General features: G+C 73.1%; 18 protein-coding genes. 14 read left to right on the forward strand and 4 right to left on the reverse strand.

Annotated features, from left to right (window positions below):
• Positions 1-14 precede the first annotated feature (14 nt).
• Positions 15-650, reverse strand: a complete 636-nt coding sequence (locus tag IE212_RS25990; protein WP_190200380.1) for a TIGR03085 family metal-binding protein — start codon at positions 648-650, stop codon at positions 15-17.
• Positions 651-724: 74 nt separating this feature from the next.
• On the opposite strand from IE212_RS25990, the gene hisI reads away from it, so the two are divergent.
• The 14 genes from hisI (at position 725) to IE212_RS26060 (ending at position 16884) form a co-directional block, all read left to right on the forward strand.
• Positions 725-1129 carry a phosphoribosyl-AMP cyclohydrolase gene (hisI, locus tag IE212_RS25995; RefSeq protein ID WP_190200483.1) on the forward strand — a complete coding sequence of 135 codons (405 nt, stop codon included), beginning with the start codon at positions 725-727 and terminating at the stop codon, positions 1127-1129.
• A gap of 11 nt (positions 1130-1140) precedes the next feature.
• On the forward strand, positions 1141-2622 hold the full coding sequence (locus IE212_RS26000; RefSeq protein WP_190200381.1) for an anthranilate synthase component I: 1482 nt from the start codon (positions 1141-1143) through the stop codon (positions 2620-2622).
• A 52-nt stretch (positions 2623-2674) separates the two neighbouring features.
• Positions 2675-3316, forward strand: coding sequence for a TIGR02234 family membrane protein (locus IE212_RS26005; RefSeq protein ID WP_190200382.1), 642 nt, complete (start codon positions 2675-2677; stop codon positions 3314-3316).
• A gap of 135 nt (positions 3317-3451) precedes the next feature.
• Positions 3452-3703: an HGxxPAAW family protein gene (locus IE212_RS26010; protein WP_190200383.1), complete on the forward strand. Its 252-nt coding sequence runs from the start codon at positions 3452-3454 to the stop codon at positions 3701-3703.
• Positions 3704-3788: 85 nt separating this feature from the next.
• Positions 3789-4223 (forward strand): DUF2752 domain-containing protein, encoded by a 435-nt coding sequence (locus IE212_RS26015; protein ID WP_190200384.1) that lies wholly within the window; start codon positions 3789-3791, stop codon positions 4221-4223.
• A 140-nt stretch (positions 4224-4363) separates the two neighbouring features.
• The gene (gene trpC / locus IE212_RS26020; protein WP_190200385.1) at positions 4364-5173 is read left to right on the forward strand and encodes an indole-3-glycerol phosphate synthase TrpC; all 810 of its coding nucleotides are present in this window, start codon (positions 4364-4366) and stop codon (positions 5171-5173) included.
• A 21-nt stretch (positions 5174-5194) separates the two neighbouring features.
• A complete protein-coding gene (gene trpM / locus IE212_RS26025) occupies positions 5195-5362 on the forward strand; it encodes a tryptophan biosynthesis modulator TrpM (RefSeq protein ID WP_190200386.1) in 168 nt (55 codons plus the stop codon).
• A gap of 108 nt (positions 5363-5470) precedes the next feature.
• Entirely contained in the window at positions 5471-6757 is a 1287-nt protein-coding gene (trpB, locus tag IE212_RS26030) for a tryptophan synthase subunit beta (protein WP_190200387.1), read from the forward strand.
• On the forward strand, positions 6754-7572 hold the full coding sequence (trpA, locus tag IE212_RS26035) for a tryptophan synthase subunit alpha (RefSeq protein ID WP_190200388.1): 819 nt from the start codon (positions 6754-6756) through the stop codon (positions 7570-7572). Before trpB ends, trpA begins: the two co-directional genes overlap by 4 nt.
• 85 nt (positions 7573-7657) lie before the next feature.
• A complete protein-coding gene (locus IE212_RS26040; protein ID WP_190200389.1) occupies positions 7658-8458 on the forward strand; it encodes a DsbA family protein in 801 nt (266 codons plus the stop codon).
• A gap of 84 nt (positions 8459-8542) precedes the next feature.
• Positions 8543-9517 carry a prolipoprotein diacylglyceryl transferase gene (lgt, locus tag IE212_RS26045; protein WP_190200390.1) on the forward strand — a complete coding sequence of 325 codons (975 nt, stop codon included), beginning with the start codon at positions 8543-8545 and terminating at the stop codon, positions 9515-9517.
• A 191-nt stretch (positions 9518-9708) separates the two neighbouring features.
• Complete coding sequence (locus tag IE212_RS26050; protein WP_190200391.1) at positions 9709-10440, forward strand: VIT1/CCC1 transporter family protein; 732 nt, start codon at positions 9709-9711, stop codon at positions 10438-10440.
• A 380-nt stretch (positions 10441-10820) separates the two neighbouring features.
• The gene (gene gltB / locus IE212_RS26055) at positions 10821-15428 is read left to right on the forward strand and encodes a glutamate synthase large subunit (protein ID WP_190200484.1); all 4608 of its coding nucleotides are present in this window, start codon (positions 10821-10823) and stop codon (positions 15426-15428) included.
• Positions 15421-16884, forward strand: coding sequence for a glutamate synthase subunit beta (locus IE212_RS26060; RefSeq protein WP_190200392.1), 1464 nt, complete (start codon positions 15421-15423; stop codon positions 16882-16884). The genes gltB and IE212_RS26060 overlap by 8 nt, the downstream gene beginning before the upstream one ends.
• 101 nt (positions 16885-16985) lie before the next feature.
• Here IE212_RS26060 and IE212_RS26065 read toward each other — a convergent pair whose 3' ends face one another.
• The 3 genes from IE212_RS26065 to IE212_RS26075 are packed head-to-tail and all read right to left on the reverse strand — an operon-like array spanning position 16986 to position 24029.
• Positions 16986-17960, reverse strand: a complete 975-nt coding sequence (locus IE212_RS26065) for an ABC transporter ATP-binding protein (protein WP_190200393.1) — start codon at positions 17958-17960, stop codon at positions 16986-16988.
• A complete protein-coding gene (locus IE212_RS26070; RefSeq protein WP_190200394.1) occupies positions 17957-20695 on the reverse strand; it encodes an ABC transporter permease in 2739 nt (912 codons plus the stop codon). Before IE212_RS26070 ends, IE212_RS26065 begins: the two co-directional genes overlap by 4 nt.
• Before the next feature lies 1 nt (position 20696).
• Positions 20697-24029: an FtsX-like permease family protein gene (locus IE212_RS26075; RefSeq protein ID WP_190200395.1), complete on the reverse strand. Its 3333-nt coding sequence runs from the start codon at positions 24027-24029 to the stop codon at positions 20697-20699.
• Positions 24030-24061: the final 32 nt, after the last annotated feature.

A 24061-nucleotide genomic window follows, 5' to 3' on the forward strand; every position in this document is an offset into this window, starting at 1 on the left:
CGCCCGGCCCCGGCTCAGATCCCCAGCTGCTTCGTCTCGTGCAGCTTCGTGATCGCGTCCTCGTCGCCGTCCAGGTCCACCTTGGCCTGGCTCTGCCGGCCGTACGAGAACAGCACCAGCTCGGACGGCTCGCCGGTCACCGTCACCACCGGCGTGCCGCGATGGGCGACCACCGTCTGGCCGTCCGGGCGGCGCAGCACCAGGCCCGTCGGGACGCCCCGGCCCATCAGGCGGGCGGTGCGCTCCAGCCGGGACCACAGGGCGTCCTGGAACACCGGGTCGAGCTCGCGCGGGGACCAGTCCGGCTGGGCGCGGCGGACGTCCTCCGTGTGGACGTAGAACTCGATGATGTTCGACGCCTCGTCCACCGGCTTGAGCGAGAAGGGCGAGAAGCGGGGCGGGCCCGTACGGATCAGCTGGATCAGCTCCTCGTACGGCTTGTCCGTGTACTCCGCCATCACCCGGTCCAGACGCGGCGCCAGCTGCTTGATCAGCATCCCGCCGGCGGCGTCCGGGCGTCGCTCACGCACCACCACGTGCGCGGCGAGGTCCCGGGTCGTCCAGCCCTCGCACAGAGTGGGCGCGTCCGAGCCCGCGGTCTCCAACAGGTCGGCGAGGAGAAGTCGTTCACGCTTGGCATGGGTCGACATGCGGCCAGCCTACGGCCGCGTGCCGGGTCCGCACAGTGGACACTCCACCTGGCCGGTCAGTGGCGCGCGGCACAATGGTCGGCATGACCAGCATGTCCCCCCGGCACAGCCGCCTCGCCCCGGAGATCGCCGCCCGCCTCAAGCGCAGCGCCGACGGTCTCCTGCCCGCCATCGCCCAGCAGTACGACACCGGAGAGGTGCTGATGCTCGGCTGGATGGACGACGAGGCGCTGCACCGCACCCTGACCACCGGCCGCTGCACGTACTGGTCACGCAGCCGCCAGGAGTACTGGGTCAAGGGAGACACCTCCGGCCACTTCCAGCGGGTCAGGTCCGTCGCCCTCGACTGCGACGCCGACACCGTCCTGGTGAAGGTCGACCAGGTCGGCGCCGCCTGCCACACGGGAGCCCGCACCTGCTTCGACGCGGACGTGCTCTTCGAGGACGGCGGCTCCGACGCCGCCACGACGGATCGGTGAGGCCGGCCGCCATGGACCTCGAGACGTTCCGCAAGCTCGCCACCGACCGGCGGGTCATCCCGGTCACCCGCAAGCTCCTCGCCGACGGCGACACCCCGGTCGCGCTCTACCGCAAGCTCGCCGCCGAGCGCCCCGGCACCTTCCTGCTGGAGTCCGCGGAGAACGGCCGCTCGTGGTCCCGCTACTCGTTCGTGGGTGTCCGCAGCGCCGCCACGCTGACCGAGCGCGACGGGCAGGCGCACTGGCTCGGCACCCCGCCCGTCGGCGTCCCCGTCGACGGTGACCCCCTCGCCGCGCTGCGCGCCACCGTCGAGGCCCTGCACACCCCCCACCACGACGGCCTGCCGCCCTTCACCGGCGGCATGGTCGGCTACCTCGGCTACGACATCGTCCGCCGCCTGGAGAAGATCGGCCCCGGCGAGCGCGACGACCTGAGACTGCCCGAGCTGACCATGCTCCTGACCAGCGACCTCGCCGTCATGGACCACTGGGAGGGCTCGGTCCTGCTGATCGCCAACGCGATCAACCACAACGACCTGGACACGGGCGTCGACGAGGCCTACGCCGACGCCGTCGCCCGCCTCGACGCCATGCAGGCCGACCTGTCCCGCGCGGTGGCCCAGCCCCCGGCGGCGCTCCCGCCCTCCGAGCTCCCCGACCACACGGTCCTGTGGGGAGGCCCCGACTTCCAGGAGGCCGTCGAGGACATCAAGGAGCGCATCCGGGCCGGCGAGGCCTTCCAGGTGGTCCCCTCCCAGCGTTTCGAGACCCCGTGCACGGCGAGCGCCCTGGACGTCTACCGGGTCCTGAGGACGACCAACCCGTCGCCGTACATGTACCTGTTCCGCTTCGACGGCTTCGACGTCGTCGGCTCCTCGCCCGAGGCCCTGGTCAAGGTCGAGGACGGCCGGGCCATGGTCCACCCCATCGCCGGTACCCGCTGGCGCGGCGCCACCCCGCAGGAGGACCAGGCCCTCGCCGAGGAACTGCTCGCCGACCCCAAGGAGCGCGCCGAGCACCTCATGCTCGTCGACCTGGGCCGCAACGACCTGGGGCGGGTCTGCGAGCCCGGCTCCGTCGAGGTCGTCGACTTCATGTCCGTCGAGCGGTACTCGCACGTCATGCACATCGTCTCGACGGTCACCGGCCGTGTCGCCCCCGGCCGCACGGCCTTCGACGTGCTGACCGCCTGTTTCCCGGCCGGCACCCTCTCCGGCGCCCCGAAGCCCCGGGCCATGCAGATCATCGACGAACTCGAACCGTCCCGCCGCGGGCTGTACGGCGGCTGCGTCGGCTACCTCGACTTCGCCGGCGACTCCGACACCGCCATCGCCATCCGCACCGCCCTGCTCCGCGACGGCACCGCGTATGTGCAGGCCGGCGCGGGCATCGTCGCCGACTCCGACCCGGTCGCCGAGGACACCGAGTGCCGCAACAAGGCCGCGGCGGTCCTGCGCGCCGTGCACACGGCGAACCGGCTGGGCAAGGCTTGAGGGAACCGTGAGACGAACCCCGGGTGACGGTTCGCCCGGGGTTCGAGCGATAGTGGGGTACGTGACTGCCGTACCTCCCTCCCGTTCCGAAGCCGCCGGATCCGCCCGGGCCGGCCGCCTGAGCCTCGCCGTGGCCCTCCTCGCCGGCGCGCTCGGCGCGGCCGTGGCGCTGCTCGCCACCCGGCAGCGCTGGGCGGAGGGCACCGCGACGGTGGCCGGCGGCGCCTTCCCCCTGACCGCCAAGGGCAGCGACGTCACGGGCGTCCCTGCGGCGCTCGCCGTCGTGGGCCTCGCCGCGCTCGTCGCCGTCTTCGCCGTCCGCCGAGCCGGCCGCGTCGTCGTGGCCGCGCTGCTGGCGCTGACCGGCGCGGGCACCGTCGCCGCCGCCCTGATCGGCGCCTTCGACGGCTCCGCCCTCGACGAGAAGGCCGCGGAGGCCTCCGGTGACACCTCCGCCTCCGTGGAAGCCCTCAGCCACACCGCCTGGCCGTTCGTCGCGGCCGCCGGCGGCCTGCTGCTCCTCCTGGCCGGGCTGCTCGCCCTGCGCTACGGCCGGCTGTGGCCCGCGATGTCCGGCCGTTACGAGAGGGACGGCGCGCCCAGGCCGCGCCGCGAGGCGCCCGCCGTCGACCCGGACCGGCCCGAGGACCTGTGGAAGGCGCTGGACCGGGGCGAGGACCCGACCGGGGCCTGAGGGAACCTTTCACCGGGCCCGTCCGGAGTCGCGGGGACACCCGAGGCGCACCCCCGCTCACCGCTCACGCGCGGGTGCGGGACAATGGGCGCGAGCGTCCTGCTCAGACACGCACACAGCAACGAGGAGCAAGCAATGGCGGGCAGCAGCCACGGTCACACCCCGGCCGCCTGGACCGGTGTCACGATCGCCTTCATCGGTTTCTGCGTCGCGGGCGCGTTCATGGTGATGGACCAGCCGGTGGGCTTCTGGGCGGGCATGGTGGTCGTGCTGCTCGGCGGTGTCGTCGGCGGCATCATGCGGATGATGGGCCTGGGCCAGCCCAAGGACCTGCACCAGCCGCACCAGATGACGGGCGACCGCGAGCCGGCGCGCGCCGAGGGCTGACCCCCGGCAGGAACACCGCGTTGTCGCACAAGGGGCGGCCGGCACTCGGGTGCCGGGACCGCCCCTCACGCGTGTGCGGGGCACAATGCCTGGCGTGAACGCCGACAACCCAAGGACGACGCGGAGCGTCCCCGGTCGCCTGGCCGTCCCCGCCGGGGTGGCCGCGGCCGTCGCCGCCGCCTTCGCCTACGTGGGCGCGGTGGACCCGAACGAACCCGGCCACTATCCCGCCTGCCCGCTCCTGCGGTACACGGGCCTGTACTGCCCCGGCTGCGGCGGACTGCGCAGCGCGCACGCGTTCGTCCACGGCGACCTCCCGGCGGCGCTGCACGCCAACGCGCTCGCCGTCCTCGGCTATCTGGCCTTCGCCGTGTTCTGGACCGTATGGGTGGTCCACGCGGTCCGCGGGCGCCCGCTGCGGATCGACCCCCGCCCGGGGCTGGTGTGGAGCCTGGGCGCGTTGCTGCTGGTCTTCACGGTTGTCCGGAACCTGCAGTTCGGCGGCTGGCTCCACCCTTGATCCACGGGCGGACTGTCCAGGTTCCGGGACCGCCGTCAACCGGATGCGGGGCCTACGCCCCGCTGCGGATACCATCGCAGTGACCATCGGTTTTCGATCGGTCGCTGGAACTGTCAAGAGTCTGGAAGGGGGCCGCTCGCGTGAGTGTGCTCGACGAGATCATCGACGGAGTCCGTGCCGACCTCGCGGAGCGGCAGGCGCGCGTCAGCCTCGACGAGCTCAAGGAGCGAGCGGCGAAGGCTCCCGCCGCCAAGGACGGCGCGGCCGCACTGCGCGGCGACGGCGTCAAGGTGATCTGCGAGGTCAAGCGCTCCAGCCCCTCCAAGGGGGCGCTGGCCGCCATCGCCGACCCGGCCGGTCTCGCCGCCGACTACGAGGCGGGCGGCGCGGCCGTCATCTCCGTGCTCACCGAACAGCGCCGGTTCGGCGGCTCGCTCGCCGACCTGGAGGCCGTCCGCGCCCGCGTGGACATCCCGGTCCTGCGCAAGGACTTCATCGTCACGTCGTACCAGCTGTGGGAGGCCCGGGCCTACGGCGCCGACGTGGTCCTGCTGATCGTCGCCGCCCTCGAGCAGCCCGCCCTGGAGTCCCTCATCGAGCGCGCCGAGTCCATCGGGCTCACACCGCTCGTCGAGGTGCACGACGAGGACGAGGTGGAGCGCGCGGTCGACGCGGGCGCCCGCGTGATCGGTGTCAACGCGCGCAACCTCAAGACCCTCGAGGTCGACCGCGGCACCTTCGAGCGCGTGGCACCGGAGATCCCCGGCCACATCATCAAGATCGCCGAGTCCGGCGTCCGCGGCCCCCACGACCTCATCGCCTACGCCAACGCCGGCGCCGACGCGGTGCTGGTCGGCGAGTCCCTGGTCACCGGCAAGGACCCCAAGACGGCGGTGGCCGACCTGGTGGCGGCAGGAGAACACCCCGCGATCCGGCACGGCCGGAGCTGATCACCCGATAGGCTTGCCCCGATGACTCTCACCATGACGACCGTGGACCGGTACGCCCGCCTCGCGCGCGGCTGCCGCCCCCGCGGCTGCCGTGCCCCCGCCCGCCGGGTCCACGGCCGCCGGGTCCGCTACGTCATCGGTGACGAGCCCGGGCAGGTCAACGGCATGCGATGGCAGCGCGCCCGTTAGGGGCGCGGGGAACTGCGCGATCAGCCACACGCGGCTCGCAGCCCACATCGACACCCCGCCCCCACGGCGATTAGTGATCAACACACACACTCACCGTGAGGTATCCGCATGCCCAGCCAGTTCTTCATCCCCGACCCCGAGGGTCAGACACCCAGCCCCGAAGGCTACTTCGGGGCGTTCGGCGGCAAGTTCATTCCGGAGGCCCTCGTCGCCGCCGTCGACGAGGTCGCAGTCGAGTACGACAAGGCCAAGCACGACCCGGAGTTCGCCAGGGAACTCGACGACCTCCTGGTCAACTACACCGGCCGCCCGTCGGCGCTCACCGAAGTGCCCCGGTTCGCCGAGCACGCCGGAGGCGCCCGCGTCTTCCTCAAGCGCGAGGACCTCAACCACACCGGCTCCCACAAGATCAACAACGTCCTCGGCCAGGCCCTGCTCACCAAGCGCATGGGCAAGACCCGCGTCATCGCCGAGACGGGCGCCGGCCAGCACGGCGTCGCCACGGCCACGGCCTGCGCGCTCTTCGGCCTCGACTGCACCATCTACATGGGCGAGATCGACACCCGGCGCCAGGCTCTGAACGTCGCCCGCATGCGCATGCTCGGCGCCGAGGTCATCGCCGTGAAGTCCGGCAGCCGCACGCTCAAGGACGCCATCAACGAGGCCTTCCGCGACTGGGTCGCCAACGTCGACCACACTCACTACCTCTTCGGCACCGTCGCCGGCCCGCACCCCTTCCCGGCCATGGTCCGCGACTTCCACCGCGTCATCGGCGTGGAGACCCGCCGCCAGCTCGTGGAGCGCGCCGGACGCCTCCCCGACGCGGCCGTCGCCTGCGTCGGCGGAGGCTCCAACGCCATCGGCCTCTTCCACGCCTTCATCCCCGACGAGTCCGTCCGCCTCATCGGCTGCGAACCCGCGGGCCACGGCGTGGAGACCGGTGAGCACGCCGCGACCCTCACCGCCGGTGAGCCCGGCATCCTGCACGGCTCCCGCAGTTACGTCCTGCAGGACGAGGAGGGCCAGATCACCGAGCCGTATTCGATCTCGGCCGGCCTGGACTACCCGGGCATCGGCCCGGAGCACTCCTACCTGAAGGACTCCGGCCGCGGTGAGTACCGCGCGGTCACCGACGACGCGGCCATGCAGGCCCTGCGCCTGCTGTCCCGCACCGAGGGCATCATCCCGGCCATCGAGAGCGCCCACGCCCTGGCCGGCGCCCTCGAGGTCGGCAGGGAGCTGGGCGAGGACGGGCTGATCGTGGTCAACCTCTCCGGCCGCGGCGACAAGGACATGGACACCGCCGCCCGCTACTTCGGCCTCTACGACACCGACGCCGAGGTCGCCGCCGACGCGGACGCCGGCACCGCCGAGATCGAGGGAGACGCCAAGTGAGCGGCAACATCCAGCTGCTGACGGACACCCTCGCCACGGCGAAGTCCGAAGGGCGCTCCGCCCTCATCGCGTACCTCCCGGCCGGATTCCCGACCGTGGACGGCGGCATCGAGGCGATCAAGGCCGTCCTGGACGGCGGCGCCGACGTCGTCGAGGTCGGCCTGCCGCACAGCGACCCCGTCCTCGACGGCCCCGTCATCCAGACCGCCGACGACATCGCCCTGCGTGGCGGCGTGAAGATCGCCGACGTGATGCGCACGGTCCGCGAGGCACACGCGGCCACCGGCAAGCCCGTCCTCGTCATGACGTACTGGAACCCCATCGACCGCTACGGCGTCGAGCGGTTCACCGCCGAGCTCGCCGAGGCGGGCGGCGCCGGGTGCATCCTGCCCGACCTGCCCGTGCAGGAATCCGCGCTGTGGCGGGAACACGCCGAGAAGCACGGCCTCGCCACCGTCTTCGTGGTCGCGCCCAGCAGCAGGGACGAGCGGCTCGCGCGGATCACCGCGGCGGGCAGCGGCTTCGTGTACGCGGCCTCCCTGATGGGTGTCACGGGCACCCGTGCGTCGGTCAGCTCGCAGGCCGAGGACCTGGTGGGACGCACCCGGGCCACGGGTACGGACCTGCCGGTCTGCGTCGGGCTCGGCGTCTCCGACGCCACCCAGGCCGCCGAGGTCGCCGGATTCGCCGACGGCGTGATCGTCGGCTCGGCCTTCGTCAAGGCGATGCTGGACGCGCCGGACGACGCGGCCGGTGTCGAGGCCGTCCGCGCCCTGGCGGGCGACCTCGCGAAGGGCGTGCGCCGGCAGGCGTGACGAACCGGAAGTCATACCGGTCGCTCGTACGGGTGGACCTGGGGCCGGGGAGGCGCGGTGCGCCTCCCCGGTTCGTTTCCGGGGTGTGAGCGAGAAGAACCATGAGGCAAAGCGCACCGCCCGTGAGCGGCTGGCGGTCGAGCGCGAGAAGCAGAAGTCCGCGGAGAAGCGCCGGCGCGCGATGATCGTGGGCGGGGCCGTCGTCGCCGTCCTGGGGCTCGCGGCGGTGATCGGCGTCGTCGCAGCCAACGCCGGAAAGGACGACGGCAGCGAGGCGTCGGGCCCGGTCGTGGCCCCCTCGGGAGCGCAGGGCAAGGACGGCCTCGCCATCCCCGTCGGCAAGGACAGCGCCAGGTCCACGCTCACGGTGTGGGAGGACTTCCGCTGCCCGGCCTGCAGGTCCTTCGAGACGGCGTACCGGCCGGTGATCCACGAGCTGACCGAAGCCGGACAGCTCAAGGCCGAGTACCACCTGGTCACCCTCATCGACGGCAACATGCGCGGCACCGGCTCCCGCAACGCGGCCAACGCCGCGGCCTGCGCCCAGGACGCGGGGAAGTTCTCCGCGTACCACGACGTGCTCTTCGACAACCAGCCCCCGGAGGTCGACGACGCCTACGCCGACACCGGCAAGCTGATCGATCTGGCCGGCAAGGTCGACGGCCTGGACAGCCCCGCCTTCCGCCAGTGTGTCGAGAAGGGCACGCACAACGGCTGGGTCGACAAGTCCCACCAGGCCTTCGGCAAGGGCGGCTTCTCGGGCACGCCGACCGTGCTGCTCGACGGCGAGAACATCTACCAGGACCGCACGATGACCCCGGCGAAGCTGAAGAAGATGGTGCAGGAGAAGGACAAACAGCGGAACAAGGCGCAGAACAAGGGGTAACAACCCTTCTCACGCGCCCGTTATGGACCCGTAGCCGGGCTGCCTGCCGCGGCCCTGGTCCGGCACGGTAGCGTCGACCTTGCCATGGAACTTGCCTACATTCCCAGCCCGTCGCGCGGGGTGCTGTACCTCGGTCCCATTCCGCTGCGCGGCTACGCGTTCTGCATCATCATCGGCGTCTTCGTTGCCGTATGGCTCGGCAACAAGCGCTGGATCGCCCGTGGCGGGCGGGCCGGCACGGTGGCCGACATCGCTGTCTGGGCCGTGCCCTTCGGCCTGGTCGGCGGCCGGCTCTACCACGTGATCACGGACTACGAGCTGTACTTCAGCGAGGGCCGCGACTGGGTGGACGCCTTCAAGATCTGGGAGGGCGGCCTCGGCATCTGGGGCGCGATCGCGCTGGGCGCGCTGGGCGCCTGGATCGGCTGCCGGCGCCGGGGCATCCCGATGCCGGCGTACGCCGACGCCGTCGCGCCGGGCATCGCCCTCGCGCAGGCACTCGGCCGCTGGGGCAACTGGTTCAACCAGGAGCTGTACGGCAAGCCCACCGACCTGCCGTGGGCCCTGGAGATCACGTCCTCCGCCGACGGGCGGGTTCCGGGCACGTACCACCCGACGTTCCTGTACGAGTCACTGTGGTGCGTCGGTGTCGCGCTGCTGGTCATCTGGGCGGACCGCCGCTTCCGGCTGGGCCACGGCCGGGCGTTCGCGCTCTACGTCGCCGCGTACTGCGCGGGCCGGGCCTGGATCGAGTACATGCGTGTCGACGACGCCCACCACATCCTGGGGCTGCGGCTCAACGTGTGGACGGCGATCTTCGTCTTCCTGCTCGCGGTCACGTACCTCGTACTGTCGGCGAAGAAGCGCCCGGGCCGGGAGGCCGTGGTGGAGCCCGCCGTCCCCGGCGGCGAGACCGCCGCGGCCGACAAGGGCGACGGTGAGAGCAACGCCGGCGACGAGAGCAAGTCCGACAGCGAGCCCGGCGCCGGCACCGAAGGCGAGGACGGCGACGCCGACGACGACTCCAAGAACGAGGCCGGGTCGGCGAAGAAGACCTGACGATCAGCGGCACGACACCGAGGGGCGCCCGGAACGATCCGGGCGCCCCTCGGCACGTTGAGCGGCAAAACCGCAGGTTAGCCCAGCCTTTCCTTGCTGGCGGGAACGGAATTCGCGGCGTAGTTTGGCTGTTGTAAAAGTCTGGAACTTGTCCAAGAAGCCGTTCCGGCAGCGGGAAGTGGGGAGCCTTCATGGCCATCATCGAAACCGAGGCGACGCTGCACGAGGCGCACCGGGACAACCACACCCACCGGGACGTGAACGGCGGCTGGCTGCGCCCCGCGGTGTTCGGTGCGATGGACGGCCTCGTCTCCAATCTCGCACTGATGACCGGCGTGGCCGGCGGAGCGGTCAGTCAGCACACCATCGTGCTGAGCGGGCTCGCGGGGCTGGCCGCCGGCGCCTTCTCCATGGCCGCGGGCGAGTACACCTCGGTCGCCTCGCAACGCGAGCTCGTCGAGGCCGAGCTGGACGTGGAGCGGCGTGAGCTCCGCAAGCATCCGAAGGACGAGGAGGCCGAGCTCGCCGCGCTCTACCGGGCGAGAGGGGTCGAGCCGAAGCTGGCCGACGAGGTCGCCCGGCAGCTGTCGAAGGATCCCGAGCAGGCGCTGGAGATCCACGCCCGGGAGGAGCTGGGTATCGATCCCGGGGATCTGCCCTCGCCCACCGTGGCCGCGGTGTCGAGCTTCGGCTCCTTCGCGCTGGGCGCGCTGGTGCCCGTACTGCCGTACCTGCTGGGTGCGAGCAGCCTCTGGGCGGCCGTGCTGCCGGCGCTGCTCGGGCTCTTCCTGTGCGGTGCGGTGGTGGCCAGGGTGACGGCACGCACCTGGTGGTACAGCGGCCTGCGGCAGCTGTACCTGGGAGGCGCGGCGGCCGGTGTGACGTACGCCCTGGGGACTTTGTTCGGAACGGCCGTAGGATAGCTCGGCTTGCGTTTATGCGCTCGGCCGCATAAATAGCCGTTACTCGCTGGTTTCAGACGCATGACCACCGGGCATGAGCCGTAAGCGCTGTGGGCAATGAGGCTCGCCGCGCACCTCGGCGGGGTGGGCGAAGGCGCCCTACCCGCCCCCGGGCCGACGAAGGACGATCTCACCCGATCGTTCCACGTGGCCCCCCATAGCCTCCACTGCTGGCGCGGAACCCCTGCCGCGAACCCGCAGTGTCCGCATGTTGGAACGGATTATCCCGGTTCCCGAGAACCGCTCCATCATGTAACCTGCACGAAATTTTGCGATCACGCGAGGGCCAGCGTCGTCCCTCGGCACTTTGCATATGCCACATGACGACGACGGGAGAGCCGATGCGTACGCCGCGCCAGCCGTCCCAGCACTCCGCGAATGGCCAGAACTGGTCGTTCATGGATGCTCGCCCTGCTGCGCAGGGTATGTACGACCCCCGCAACGAGCACGACGCCTGCGGCGTCGGCTTCGTCGCCACCCTTACCGGCGAGGCGTCCCACACGCTGGTCGAGCAGGCCCTGACCGTCCTGCGCAACCTGGAGCACCGCGGTGCCACCGGCTCCGAGCCCGACTCCGGTGACGGTGCCGGAATCCTGTCGCAGGTCCCGGACGCCTTCTTCCGTGACGTGGCCGGATTCGAACTGCCGGCGGCCGGTGCCTACGCCGTCGGCATCGCCTTCCTGCCGGAGAACGCCACCGCCGAAGCGATCTCGCAGATCGAGACCATCGCGGCCGACGAGGGCCTCACCGTCCTCGGCTGGCGCGAGGTGCCCGTCGCTCCGCAGCTGCTCGGCGCCACCGCCCGGTCGACCATGCCGGTCTTCCGCCAGATCTTCGTCAGCGACGACGCCGCGGTGCCCGCCACGGGTATCGCCCTCGACCGCAAGGCCTTCGTGCTGCGCAAGCGCGCCGAGCGCGAGGCCGGCGTGTACTTCCCGTCGCTGTCCGCGCGGACCATCGTCTACAAGGGCATGCTGACCACCGGCCAGCTGGAGCCCTTCTTCCCGGACCTGTCCGACCGCCGGTTCGCCTCCGCGATCGCGCTCGTGCACTCCCGGTTCTCGACCAACACGTTCCCGTCGTGGCCGCTGGCACACCCCTACCGCTTCGTCGCGCACAACGGTGAGATCAACACCGTCAAGGGCAACCGCAACTGGATGGTGGCCCGCGAGTCGCAGCTGGTCTCCGACCTGTTCGGCTCCTCCGAGAAGGACCTGGAGCGCATCTTCCCGGTCTGTACGCCGGACGCCTCCGACTCCGCCTCCTTCGACGAGGTCCTGGAACTGCTGCACCTGGGCGGCCGCTCCCTGCCGCACTCCGTGCTGATGATGATTCCCGAGGCGTGGGAGAACCACGACTCCATGGACCCGGCCCGGCGCGCCTTCTACCAGTACCACTCCACGATGATGGAGCCCTGGGACGGCCCCGCCTGTGTCACCTTCACCGACGGCACCCAGGTCGGCGCGGTCCTCGACCGCAACGGCCTGCGCCCCGGCCGCTACTGGGTCACCGACGACGGCCTCGTCGTCCTCGGCTCCGAGGTCGGCGTCCTGGACATCGACCCCTCCAAGGTCGTCCGCAAGGGCCGCCTGCAGCCCGGCCGCATGTTCCTCGTCGACACCGCCGAGCACCGCATCATCGAGGACGACGAGATCAAGGCCGAGCTCGCCGCCGAGCACCCCTACGAGGAGTGGCTGGAGGCCGGCGAGATCGAACTGGGCGACCTGCCCGAGCGCGAGCACATCGTCCACACCCACGCCTCGGTCACCCGCCGCCAGCAGACCTTCGGCTACACCGAGGAGGAGCTGCGCGTCATCCTCGCGCCGATGGCCAAGGCCGGTGCCGAGCCGATCGGCTCGATGGGCACCGACTCGCCGATCGCCGCGCTGTCGGACCGCCCGCGGCTGCTCTTCGACTACTTCACCCAGCTGTTCGCGCAGGTCACCAACCCGCCGCTGGACGCCATCCGCGAGGAGCTCGTCACCTCGCTGCGCTCCGCGCTGGGCCCGCAGGGCAACCTGCTCGACCCGAACGCGGCCTCCTGCCGCAGCGTGGTGCTGCCCTTCCCGGTCATCGACAACGACGAGCTGGCCAAGCTCATCCACATCAACGCCGACGGCGACATGCCCGGCTTCAAGGCCGCCACCCTGTCCGGCCTGTACCGGGTGCACGGCGGCGGTGACGCGCTGGCCGCGCGCATCGAGGAGATCTGCGCCGAGGCCGACGCCGCCATAGAGAACGGCGCCCGTCTGATCGTCCTGTCGGACCGCCACTCCGACGCCGAGCACGCGCCGATCCCGTCGCTGCTGCTCACCGCGGCCGTCCACCACCACCTCATCCGCACCAAGCAGCGCACCCAGGTGGGCCTGCTCGTCGAGGCCGGTGACGTCCGCGAGGTGCACCACGTCGCCCTGCTCATCGGCTACGGCGCCGCCGCGGTCAACCCGTACCTGGCGATGGAGTCCGTCGAGGACCTGGTCCGCGCCGGCACCTTCCTGCCCGGCATCGAGCCCGAGCGCGCCATCCGCAACCTGATCTACGCCCTCGGCAAGGGCGTGCTGAAGGTCATGTCCAAGATGGGCATCTCGACCGTCGCCTCCTACCGCGGAGCCCAGGTCTTCGAGGCCGTCGGTCTCGACGAGGCCTTCGTCGAGAAGTACTTCAACGGCACCGCCACCAAGATCGGCGGCGTCGGTATCGACGTCGTCGCCAAGGAGGTCGCAGCCCGGCACGCCAAGGCCTACCCGGCCTCCGGCATCGCCCCGGCGCACCGCGCGCTGGACATCGGCGGCGAGTACCAGTGGCGCCGCGAGGGCGAGCCGCACCTGTTCGACCCGGAGACGGTCTTCCGCCTCCAGCACTCCACGCGCTCCGGCCGCTACGACATCTTCAAGAAGTACACCGAGCGCGTGAACGAGCAGTCCGAGCGGCTGATGACGCTGCGCGGCCTGTTCGGCTTCAAGTCGGACCGCCAGCCGATCTCCATCGACGAGGTCGAGCCGGTCTCCGAGATCGTCAAGCGCTTCTCCACGGGCGCCATGTCGTACGGCTCCATCTCCCAGGAGGCGCACGAGACCCTCGCCATCGCCATGAACCAGCTGGGCGGCAAGTCCAACACCGGTGAGGGCGGCGAGGACCCGGAGCGCCTGTACGACCCGGCCCGCCGGTCGTCCATCAAGCAGGTCGCCTCCGGCCGCTTCGGCGTGACCTCCGAGTACCTGGTCAACTCCGACGACATCCAGATCAAGATGGCCCAGGGCGCCAAGCCCGGCGAGGGCGGCCAGCTGCCCGGTCACAAGGTCTACCCGTGGGTCGCCAAGACGCGTCACTCGACGCCGGGCGTGGGCCTGATCTCCCCGCCGCCGCACCACGACATCTACTCCATCGAGGACCTGGCCCAGCTGATCCACGACCTGAAGAACGCGAACCCGCAGGCGCGGATTCACGTGAAGCTGGTCTCCGAGGTCGGCGTCGGCACGGTCGCCGCGGGTGTGTCCAAGGCGCACGCGGACGTCGTGCTCATCTCCGGCCACGACGGCGGTACGGGCGCCTCGCCGCTGACCTCGCTCAAGCACGCCGGCGGCCCCTGGGAGCTCGGCCTCGCCGAGACCCAGCAGACGCTGCTGCTCAACGGCCTGCGCGACCGCATCGTCGTCCAGACCGACGGCCAGCTGAAGACCGGCCGCGACGTCGTCATCGCCGCGCTGCTCGGCGCCGAGGAGTTCGGTTTCGCGACCGCGCCGCTCGTCGTCTCCGGGTGCGTCATGATGCGCGTCTGCCACCTGGACACCTGCCCGGTCGGCATCGCCACGCAGAACCCGGTCCTGCGCGAGCGCTACACCGGCAAGGCCGAGTACGTCGTGAACTTCTTCCAGTACATCGCCGAAGAGGTCCGCGAGATCCTCGCCGAGCTGGGCTTCCGCTCCATCGAGGAGGCCGTCGGCCACGCCGAGACCCTCGACGTCACCCGCGCGGTCGACCACTGGAAGGCGCAGGGCCTGGACCTGGAGCCGCTGTTCCACGTGCCCGAGCTGCCCGAGGGCGCGGTGCGCCACCAGGTGATCGCGCAGGACCACGGCCTGGAGAAGGCGCTCGACAACGAGCTGATCAAGCTCGCCGCCGACGCCCTCGCCGCCACGGACGCCACCGAGGCCCAGCCGGTCCGCGCACAGGTGCAGATCCGCAACATCAACCGCACGGTCGGCACCATGCTCGGCCACGAGGTGACGAAGAAGTTCGGCGGTGCGGGCCTGCCCGACGACACCATCGACATCACCTTCACCGGATCCGCCGGCCAGTCCTTCGGCGCGTTCGTGCCGCGCGGTGTCACGCTGCGCCTGGAGGGCGACGCCAACGACTACGTCGGCAAGGGCCTCTCGGGCGGCCGGATCGTGGTCCGCCCGGACCGCGCCGCCGACCACCTCGCCGAGTACAGCGTCATCGCCGGCAACACCATCGGCTACGGCGCCACCGGCGGCGAGATGTTCCTGCGCGGCAAGACCGGTGAACGGTTCTGCGTCCGCAACTCCGGCGCGACGGTCGTCTCCGAGGGCGTGGGCGACCACGGCTGCGAGTACATGACAGGCGGTCACGCGGTGGTGCTCGGCGAGACCGGCCGCAACTTCGCGGCCGGCATGTCCGGCGGTATCGCGTACGTCATCGACCTCGACCGGGACAACGTCAACGCCGGCAACGTCGACGCGATCGAGGCGCTGGACGACACCGACAAGAAGTGGCTGCACGACGTGGTCCGCCGCCACCAGGAGGAGACGGGCTCCACCGTCGCCGAGAAGCTCCTGGCCGAGTGGGACACCGCCGTCGAGCGCTTCAGCAAGATCATCCCCAGTACGTACAAGGCAGTGCTCGCCGCCAAGGACGCCGCCGAGCGAGCCGGTCTCTCCGAGACCGAGACCCACGAGAAGATGATGGAGGCGGCGATCAATGGCTGACCCGAAGGGCTTCCTGAACCACGGGCGCGAGGTCGCCAGGTCCCGCCCCGTCGAGGAGCGCGTCAAGGACTGGAACGAGGTCTACGTCCCCGGCTCCCTGCTGCCGATCATCAGCAAGCAGGCCAGCCGCTGCATGGACTGCGGCATCCCGTTCTGCCACAACGGCTGCCCGCTCGGGAACCTCATCCCCGAGTGGAACGACTACGCCTACCGCGAGGACTGGGCCGCCGCCTCCGAGCGCCTGCACGCGACCAACAACTTCCCGGAGTTCACGGGCCGCCTGTGCCCCGCCCCGTGCGAGTCGGCGTGCGTGCTCGGCATCAACCAGCCGCCGGTCACCATCAAGAACGTCGAGGTCTCGATCATCGACAAGGCGTGGGAGACCGGGGACGTCGCCCCGCAGATCCCGGAGCGCCTGTCCGGCAAGACCGTCGCGGTCGTCGGATCGGGCCCGGCCGGTCTCGCCGCCGCCCAGCAGCTGACCCGCGCCGGCCACACCGTCGCCGTCTACGAGCGCGCGGACCGCATCGGAGGCCTCCTCCGCTACGGCATCCCCGAATTCAAGATGGAGAAGCGGCACATCAACCGCCGTATCGAGCAGATGCGCGCGGAGGGCACCCGCTTCCGCACGGGCATCGAGATCGGCCGCGATCTGAAGGCCACGGACCTGAAGAAGCGCTACGACGCGGTCGTCCTGGCCGTCGGCGCGACCACGGCCCGGGACCTGCCGGTGCCCGGCCGCGAGCTCAAGGGCATCTACCAGGCCATGGAGTACCTGCCCCTGTCCAACAAGGTGCAGGAGGGCGACTTCGTGGCGCCCCCGATCTCGGCCGAGGGCAAGCACGTCGTGGTCATCGGCGGCGGCGACACCGGCGCGGACTGCGTGGGCACCGCCCACCGCCAGGGCGCGGCCTCCGTCACGCAGCTGGAGATCATGCCCCGCCCGAACGACGAGCGGCACCCGGTCAACCAGCCGTGGCCGACCTTCCCCATGCTGTACAAGGTCACCTCGGCTCACGAGGAGGGCGGCGAGCGCGTCTACTCGGTGTCGACGACCCACTTCGAGGGCGACGAGGACGGCAACGTCCAGTGGCTGCACCTCACCGAGGTGGAGTTCATCGACGGCAAGCTGACCCCGAAGCCGGGCTCCGAGCGCAAGATCCCCGCCCAGCTGGTCACCCTCGCCATGGGCTTCACCGGCACCGACCGCGAGAACGGCCTCGTGGAGCAGTTCGGCCTGGAGCTCGACGAGCGCGGCAACATCGCCCGCGACGGCGACTACCAGACCAACGTGCCGGGCGTGTTCGTCGCCGGTGACGCGGGCCGCGGCCAGTCGCTCATCGTGTGGGCGATCGCGGAGGGCCGTTCGGCGGCGCGCGGGGTGGACCGCCACCTCACGGGCGCCAGCGAGCTGCCGGCGCCGATCAAGCCGACGGACCGTGCGCTGATGGTCTGACCGGCACCCCTATAGACGTCCCGCACAACGGCGTGCGGAACACTGACAGCGCCTGCCCCACAGTCCCCGACCGGACGCCGGGCAGGCGCTGTCGCACGTCCTCAGCCGGTCCCGGTCCCGTTCCCGTTCACGTCGGGCCACACCTGGATGTGGTCCTCCTCCAGTTCCAGCAGCACCCGGTCCCGCATGTCCAGGGCGGTGGTGTACTCGGCCGGCAGCTGGAGGCGGCCCGCGCGGTCGAGCATCGCGTACTCACGGGCCACCACGGACTCCTGGCCCCTGTCGTCGACCTCGGTGCGGCGCAGGACCTCCGTCGAGGTGCGGCCGTCACGGATCGCGACCGTGCGGCGGACCTCGCCGGCGACCGCCTGGTCGTGGGTGACGACGACGATCGTCGTGCCGAGCTCCTCGTTGGCCCGGCGGAACGCGGCGAAGACCTGCTGCCCGGTCGCCGAGTCCAGCTCGCCGGTCGGCTCGTCGGCGAGCAGGACGGCGGGGGAGTTGGCGAGGGCGACGGCGATCGCGACGCGCTGCTGCTGCCCGCCGGACATCGCTCGCGGACGCCGGTCCCGGCAGTCGGCGACCCCGAGCAGGCCCAGCAGTTCCTCCGCCCGTCCGGCCCGTTCCCGCCGCGGGCGGCCCGCCAGCTGCAGCGGCAGGGCGACGTTCTGCGCCGCCGTCAGATACGGCAGCAGGTTGCGGGCCGTCTGCTGCCAGACGAAGCCGACCACCTCACGCCGGTACCGCAGCCGGGCCTTCGCGTCCATCGTCAGCAGGTCGCGGCCCGCCACCCTCGCGGCGCCCGCGGTCGGGACGTCCAGGCCCGCGAGGATGTTCATCAACGTCGACTTGCCGCTGCCGGACGCCCCCACCAGGGCCATCAACTCGCCCTCCCGGACCAGGAGATCCAGGCCCTGGAGCGCCTGCACCTCCACGGCGTCCCCGCCCCCGCGCCTGGCGAAGATCCGCACCAGCCGGTCGCAGGCGATCAGCGCGTCGTGCCCGTACGCCGGCCGGTCGCGGTGCCGCGCCGCCCGCCGCTCCAGCTCCGCCAGCGACCGAGTCGTACCGCTCATCGCATGTCTCCTGCCCTGAGGTGAGTGACCGGTGTCCGACGGCCCGCCCACCATGCCTGCGCGACGGCCACCGCCCCCGCCAGCAGCACCGCGCACGCGGCGGGCAGGGCCAGTGACCACACGTCGGCCCGCAGCACGGCGGCTCCCGGCCCCACGGTGCCGGACGCGTCGGCGAGGGCGAGCCGGTCCAGGTCGATGCCGGGGGCGAGCAGCCCCACCGTGGCCCAGCCGACGGCCATCCCGCCGCCGGCCGCGAGCAGCGCCAGGGGCAGTGCCTCCAGACCGAGCAGATTTCGCCCCTGGCGGGTCGTCAGGCCCAGGGTGCGCAGCCGGGCCAGCAGCGCGGCCCGCTCCGGCGCGGACCGCAGCATGCCGAGCACCACGGCGAGCAGGGCGTATCCCGCGCCCGCGGCGACGGCCCAGACGTAGATCCGTTCGGCGCCGGACTGCGACGGCGAGTCCGACAGCGCCGCGCGTTCCTCGGCGCGCAGCGTCACCGAGACATCCGGTCCGGCGCCACGCACGGCCGCCCGCAGCGCCTTCGCGTCGAGCCCGGCACCGGTCGCCAGCAGGATCGCGGGACCGCCGAAGCCCTTCAGGCCCGCCGCGTCGACCAGCAGGAACTCACCATCGGGGACGGCCGGGGTGCGGGAGCGCACGGTGGTGATCCGCACGGTGACGGCACCGCCGTCCGTCCAGATCCTGCGCGGCGACCGCCCGAGCCGCTCGGCGACCCCGGGGGAGGCGACAGCGTCCAGCACCCCGCCCCCGGTCCCCAGCCGCTCGGGCGCGAACCCCCCGAGCCCCGTCCGCCGGGCCAGCCCCGCGTAGGTGTCCGGCTCCACCCCGACCACCGTCAGCGACCTCCTGTCGTCGGACGCGCGCTCCGACGCGAACCCGATCCCCACCGCCGTGACCTGCCGCACGCCCGCCACATCCCGTACCGCCCGCGCCAGCCCGGCCGGGAGCGGGGCGCCGTCGGTCGTCTCGATCCGCGCGTCCGCACCCGTCTCAAGCAGCGCCACCCGGTCCCGGGCGTCCGCCACGCCCGTCAGCACGGACCCGCCGAACGCGGCCGTAGTCAGGGCCGTCAGCAGGGCGAGCAGCGGGAGCGTGGCGACCGCCGCCGGTGAGCGGCCCGCGCGGGCCAGCGACAGGAACCCGACCACGCCGCGCAGTCGCCCGGCCGGACCCGCGGCCCACCGCAGGGGCAGCGGGTACAGCCGCACCAGCAGCAGGGCGGCGACCAGCCCGACGAGCACCGGGGCGGCGCTCACCAGCAGATCGCCCGCACCACCGTCCGTACCGCGGCGGCGCAGCGCCGCCACCGAGCCGGCGGCCAGCGCCAGCAGGGTCAGTTCGGCGACCGCGCGGCGGCCGCCGGGTCTGGCGTGGGCGAGGTCGTCGCGCTCCTGGTGCGCCCGCGGCCGGCGATGCGCCACCACGGCGCGCACCGGCAGCACGGCACAGGCGAGCAGGGCCACGGCACCCGCCCCGAGTACGGAGGACAGCGACCGGGCCCCCTCCACGGCGAACACCGCGAGCAGCAGACCGCCGGCCGCGGCGGGCACCGCCGGAACGGCGCTCTCGGCCAGCAGCCGCCCGGCGATGCCGCCGAGGGAGCCGCCCCGGGCGCGCAGCAGGGCGAGTTCGGCGTAGCGGCGGGCGGCGGCCAGAGAACCGCTCATGACCAGGACGATCACGGCGACCGTGGCGATCCCGAAGGCCGCGACGGCGACCACGGGCGTGATCGCCTCACGCGTCTCCGTATAGGCGCCGACGACCTGCTCCAGGCCGGTGGACAACTGCGCCGTCGGACCGGCGGCTCCCCGCATCCGCACCAGCCCCGGCCCGTCCTCGAGGGACGCGACCGCCTCGACGAGCGCCGGGGCGTCCGCCGCGGTGAGCCGCCCCGTCGCGGGCGCGAACCGCCAGTACCTCTCCGGCTCGCCCTGGCCGCCCAGCAGCGCCGGGGCGGCCCCGGGCGCCAGCAGCACGCCCGCCTCCCAGTAGTACCGCGGCGGACGGGCGTTGGTGCTCGCCAGGGCCGGTGTACGCAGGACCGGCTCAGCGGACCAGTAACTGCCCTGCGGATGCCGGGGTTCGAGGACGCCGGTGATCCGCACGGTCAGCGGGCCGTCCGGGAAGCCGGCCAGGGTGAGCGTGGACCCGGCCCGCAGCCGCAATGTGCGGGCGGTCTCGGCGGTCACGGCGCCTTCCACCGCCCGCGTCTCCATGGTCACCGAGGTGCCGGCGGTGGGCAGCCGGCCCTCCCGCACGGTGGCGTGGCCGGCCGCACCCGACTGCGCGAGCAGGGTGAAGCGGGGCGGCAGTCCGTCCGGCCGGGGCAGCGCCGCGTCCAGGCCCTCCAGGCTCTGCCCGGTCCGCAGCCCGTACGCCGACTCGGCCGGGTCCGCCCGCAGCGGCTCGGGCAGCAGTGCTCGCGCCGTGCCGCCGACCGCCGCGAGCGCCTCCGGCCGCACCGCGTCCGCACGCGCCTCGTCCGGCTGTTCGAGACCGGGCCGCGGCGCCCTCAGCTCCAGCACCGTGGACTCGGGGGCGGCGGTGGCGACGGACACGCGCAGCCCCTCCGTCTCGTACGCCTCGACGGCCCGGGGCAGGACGGCCACGAGAAACGCCGTGACCAGGACCAGCGCCCCGAACGCGACAGCGGACCAGGGCGCGGCCCGCAGCCGGGTCCGCACCCAGGGCGCGCCCCGAGTGTTGCGCGGCATGTCAGTCCTCTCCCTGATGGCGGAGCGCGGCCGCCGGCTCCGCCCGGCGCAGCGCCGACGCGGCGGTGATCAGCAGCAGCGGGGCGGCCACCCCCACGAGAAGCAGAACCACCCGGGACACCGGCAGTTCGACGAGCACGGGCGGAACCGGCCGTGCGGCACCGGAGGTCAGCACGATCAGCGGCACGACGGCCCGGGCCAGCAGGGTGCCGAGGCCGAGCCCGGCGAGCAGACCGGCACCGATCAGCAGACTCTGCTCGGTCGCGACCAGCCGGGCGAGATCCCGGCGGGGCGTGCCCAGAGCACGCAGCACCGCGAACTCCGCGGACCGCTCCCGCCGCGCACCGGCGGCGCTCACCGCGAAACCCCCGGCGGCGAGGGCCACGGCGGCCACGGTCACCGCCGTCAACGCCGAGCGCGGCCCGGCGCCGAGCGGATCCCGCAGCAGCTCGGCCGCGGTCTCGTCCCGCACCAGCACCTGCTGAGGCTGCAGGTCCGGGCGCGTCCGCAGCGCGGCGGCGACCTCGGCGGCCTTGCCGGGGGAGGCGTCCAGCCACCACTCGGTGGGGGCGAGCGGCGCGCTGCCCCGCTGGGCCAGCACGGCTTCGACGGCCCGCAGATCGAGCAGCAGCGCTCCACCTGTCATGGTCTCACCGGCCAGGTCGGTGGCGGTGGTGGGCAGTTCCTCGGCCGACCGCACGATCCGCACCCGCAGCTGTTCCCCGGACAGCGGTACGTCGACGGTGTCGCCCGGCTCGGCCCCCGCCGCCCGCAGGAAGTCTCGCGTGGCGACGGCGTTGAGGGTCCTCGGAGCCTCGGCCCCGGCGGTGTCGACGCGGACGGTGCAGGTCTGAGCCGATCCGTATGCCTCGCCGCTGTCGGAGCCGGTGCCGTACGACACGGCCGGCGGCGCGCTCCCCGACGCGGCGGGTTCCACGGCCCCACGGGCGACGACCTCGCCGTTCTTCGTCACGGTCCGGCCGCCCCGCCACCGTGTCCCGGCGGGCACCGGCACGGTCCGCGCGAAGCCGTCGCGGCCGGCGGCGAGCAGCCGCTCGACGGTGAACCGGTGGCGTTCGGCGCGGCCGGTGGGGGAGGTGTCGTCGAGCTGCAGTCCGGTCAGCCGCAACGGCCCGGCCGGGGCGGCGCGGCGGCCCGTCGCCGTCACGTCCAGCCCGAACGTGATCCGGTGGACCCGGCCGTCCACCGGGACGTTCCCGGCGCCCAGCCGGTACGCGATGCCGTACCGGTCCTCGACGACCGCGGTCAGCGCGGGTGAACGGCCGGACGGGGAGCGCCCCGACCGGGCCTGCTCGTCCCTGATCCGCACGTCGAGGGCGAGCCGCCGCGTGTCCTCGGGGAGCCGCACGGCCCGGTCCCGGTCCGGAGCGGGCGGCGCCAGTGCCCGCAGCAGCTCCGCCGGGGGTTCGCCGGCGAGATCGCCGCGCATCCGCATCCCGTCCCCGACGCGGGCCGTGTCCAGGGCGAGGACCGTCGCCTGCCGTTCCCCGGAGAGGCCCACGGCCGCGCGGTGCGCGGGAGCGGCCTCCCGGACCCCGGGCAGCGCCGCGTAGAGACCGGTCTGCCCGGGGCTCCCGGGCCGGTAGTCGAGGACCCGGACCGACGCGCCCGTCCGGAAGTCGGCCTGGTCGCCCTGCGACCGGTCCCAGGACGCGCCGTGCCCGATCGCCAGCATCCCGGTCGCCACCGCGACGACCAGCAGCAGCACCGGACCGGCCCCGGCGAGCGGGCGCCGGCTGAACTGCCATCCGGCCAGCGCCGCGGGCAGCCCGCGCCCGCTCGCGGACCGCCGCTCGGCGAGCCGGGCCGCGAGCGGCAGCAGACGCAGCGTCAGCACCGTGCCCGCCAGCAGCGCCAGCGCGGGTGCCACGACCAGCAGCGGATCGATGCCCAGCCGGCCGGCCCGGTCCCGGCTCAGCACCCCGCCGCCGGTCGCGTCGGTCTGCCGGCCGAGCTGCCAGTACGCCACGCCCGCGATCAGCAGCAGCGCCCCATCGGCTCCGGCGCGCACGGGCGCCGCCGACGTCGCGGCCCGGACCCGCCGCAGCCGCACCGGCGTGCCCGCCGTCGCCAGCGCGGGCGCCACCACCGCCACCGCGCAGGCCACCGCCGCCCCGCCCGCGACCAGCCAGACCTGGGCCGCCGGGACGACGCCGAGCCGCAGTCCGATCCGGTCGAGCGAGGACCACCGGGCGAGCAGCCGGGCCAGCGGGCCGGACAGCAGCGCGGCACAGACGGCGGCCGGTACGGCCAGCAGCAGCGCCTCCAGCGCGGCCAGTGCCGCGATCCGGCCGCGCGAGCCGCCCCTGGCCCGCAGCAGCTCGGTCTCGCCCGCCCGCTCGCCGGCCAGCAGCCTGGCCACCAGCAGCAGCGCGTACCCGGCGAGCAGCACCAGCTGCACGGAGACGATCAGCAGGGTGGACCGGGACACCAGCAGGGCCCGCTCGGTCCGGTCGAGCACCTCGGGCAGCCTGGTGCGCACGTCCGCGCCGCCCCCGAGCTCCGGGGCCTCACGCAGCGACTCGGCCGCGCGCACCGCCGCCGCGCGGAGCCCGCCGATGCCGTCGGTGGTCAAGGTGCGGTAGTCGGCGGTCGCCACCCAGCCGGTGCCGTCCGCGGAGGTGCGGCCGGAGGCCAGCACCGACGCGTCGGCCAGCAGCGGCCCGTACGTGGTGAAGTCGACGGTGCGCACGCCATGGCCGCCGAGGGCGTCCGCCTGCCAGTAGGGATCAAAGCTGTCGGCCGCCCGGTACACGCCGGTCACCCGCACCCGGAGCGGCTCGTCGCCCAGCCGGTCGGTGAGCGTGAGCCGCGCTCCGGGCCGCAGCCCCAGCCGGCCGGCGGCCGCCTCGGGCAGGGCGACGGGCACGGCGGCGGTGCGGTCCGCCGGGGCCGGGCCCGGCAGGCTGCCCGAGACCAGCCTGATCCGCGACCGGTCGAGGGCCGCGAAGTGCGTGAGGTCGGGCTGCCCGGCGCGGGCGTCGGCGTCCTGGAGGGAACGGGGCAGCGCGTACGGCCCGGACCGCTCCAGCCTCCGCACGGTCACCGGCAGTCCGCCGAACGCCTCCCGCGCCCCGCGCGCCACGGCCCGCTGCGCCGCCTCCCGGTCCTCTCCGGAGACGTCCGCCTCGACGAGCAGGGCGGTGGAGCCGGCGGCCCGGCCGCTGAGGGCACCGCGCAGCGCCGTGTCGCCGACGGAGCCGGAGAAGGCCGCGAGTGCGGCGAGTACCGAGGTGGTCAGCAGTACGGCGAGCAGGGCCGCGGTGAGCAGCAGCCGATGCGCGCGTGCGCGCAGCAGCAGTAAGCCCGTCACTCTTTCCCCACCCGTCGGCCCAGCCGTTTCCC

Origin of the sequence: Streptomyces djakartensis (assembly GCF_014651075.1) — a bacterium.
In the GTDB taxonomy this organism is placed as follows: Bacteria; Actinomycetota; Actinomycetes; order Streptomycetales; family Streptomycetaceae; genus Streptomyces; species Streptomyces djakartensis.